This is a genomic window from Butyrivibrio sp. ob235 (genome assembly GCF_900109475.1).
Taxonomy (GTDB): domain Bacteria; phylum Bacillota; class Clostridia; order Lachnospirales; family Lachnospiraceae; genus Butyrivibrio.
Genome location: NZ_FOBE01000073.1, coordinates 1 through 1,887 on the forward strand (window position 1 = coordinate 1; position 1,887 = coordinate 1,887).

The 1,887-nt window shown below is 44.3% G+C and carries 1 protein-coding gene; it reads right to left on the reverse strand.

Annotated elements, in window-relative coordinates; translation table 11 throughout:
* Positions 1–310: 310 nt before the first annotated feature.
* Complete coding sequence (locus tag BMW61_RS21455; RefSeq protein ID WP_091826129.1) at positions 311–1,783, reverse strand: ISLre2 family transposase; 1,473 nt, start codon at positions 1,781–1,783, stop codon at positions 311–313.
* Between the last annotated feature and the right edge of the window lie 104 nt (positions 1,784–1,887).

Consider the following 1,887-nt stretch of genomic DNA (forward strand, 5'->3'; position numbering starts at 1 on the left):
GACGGCGTAAATTTACTGTAGGATTTGAAAGGGTAGATTGCCCCTGTGATCAGTTCAGATGTTCAAACCTTACTCATTATAGCGCCTGGTTGGATGACAGTTCAAGGCTGTCATTCTAATCCTTGGTCTGCTTGTTGACTACTTTATCTGTCATGGAATACCAGTCAACCCTGCGCTATGCGCACCGCGAAGCGGCTGCGGGGTTGACAGGCATTCCATGGCAGATATTCTGTAGTCAAGCAGATCAAGGATAGGTGTGCGCTCTGGCGCACTTTATTCAAGGGCAGAGGCGTCAGCCTCTGGCTTCCTTTTAGAACAGTTTCCAGATGTAGTTATGCATTCCGATGCTCATCCACTTCTTCAGCTCTGAACTAAGCTCTACCTGTATGCTATCGACATACTTTCCCCACGCCGGATGGGAATGCTGTTTGTCTTTTACCTGAGCCACTACAGTCTCTGCTTCCTCTGCTCCGGCAGCCTTAGGCATTACTGTCTTCTGATAGCGCACAAGTTCCAGCATATCTCTTTTATTCCATGTATAGGCACTGAGCCTTGCCATCTTATCAGCACCTTTTCGGCTCCAGCCCATTGGAGTCATGCTCATTCTTTTGGACAGGACATGACTGACATGACCTTCAGTACTACACCCGGGAATTCTTCTGTACCTCAGTCTTGTCTTTGCTGCAGACCAGTTATCAAGTATATAATCAGCGCCTTCCTGTACACGTTTCATTTCCTTGTCATTTGAGGCATGATATTCAAGCATATCTACCACAGACAGGAAATCTTCCTTACTTCCGTCCTTGATCATCTCACAGAGAAGCTTTCTGGCATCATCAGCACTATCCATCAGGTGGTTTGTCATCTTTATCAGGTATTTTTTGAGGTGGAACTCGTCCATCACATATGTGATGCCACTGATCCTTTTTCCACCCGCCTTTATCCAGGCTCCGCCATCTGCTCCTAGGTATATCCTCTTTATGCTGCTTATGTCGTAATTGTTATCGATATATGTGTAGACTTCGTCCCAGAGTTCACTGTTTGCCTTGCCTTCATAGGCACCGCAGAAGAAATGGGCATTAACAAGGTGATGTCTTGTGCTCTTGGGAGCATCCTTTTCAATGCCTTCATGAACATAGATAAGCTTGTTTATCATCCCATTGAGTTTTCTTCCATACTGGTTGACCTGTAGGTCTCCCTTCTTTTTCTGGAACTGAAGTGACACGTGGTCTTCATCAGCCTCTATATACAGATACTCAACCTTGCGCTTTCTGCCTCTCCTTTTCTGTTCCTTGGGAAATTCAAGAGCATGTATCTTATCCTTTACAGTCTCTTTGCTGACCTCGTCAAGGATGCTTGCAGCTTGTCCACCTTTACGATATGAAGTCTGAACACTCTCTGATAAGAGCTGTGCTATGGCATCCTCTGACATCCTTTCATGAGGGTCAAATGAAAGCATGTCATCCAGAAGATATCTGCGTTCTCCGGTCACCTTGTTCTTAAACAGTGTCTTGGAAAACATAACCTTTCCAATTGAGGTGATAAGAGACTTCTCGTCAGTCCTTACCACTTCCCATCTTTCCTTTCTTACAGGACTGTCTTTTAATATCTGGTTACAAGTCGTAAGCGTTTCTGAGATGTAGTCCAATGCCATCTGTAGTGCTTCATTCCTAACTCTGTAAACAAAACCTGCAAAGTCTCTTGGATCCTCCGAGAAATCTTTTGATGCCTTCTGAAGATTTGGTACTCCATTCTCAATAAAATGCTGTATACTATTTAACACAAGGGGACTCCTCCGTTTGGTTATTTTGGCTTGGACACCGTAAATAACTATATCACGAAGGAAATCCCCTTTTTCAATTAATCCTACAAAAACTTTACGCTAGC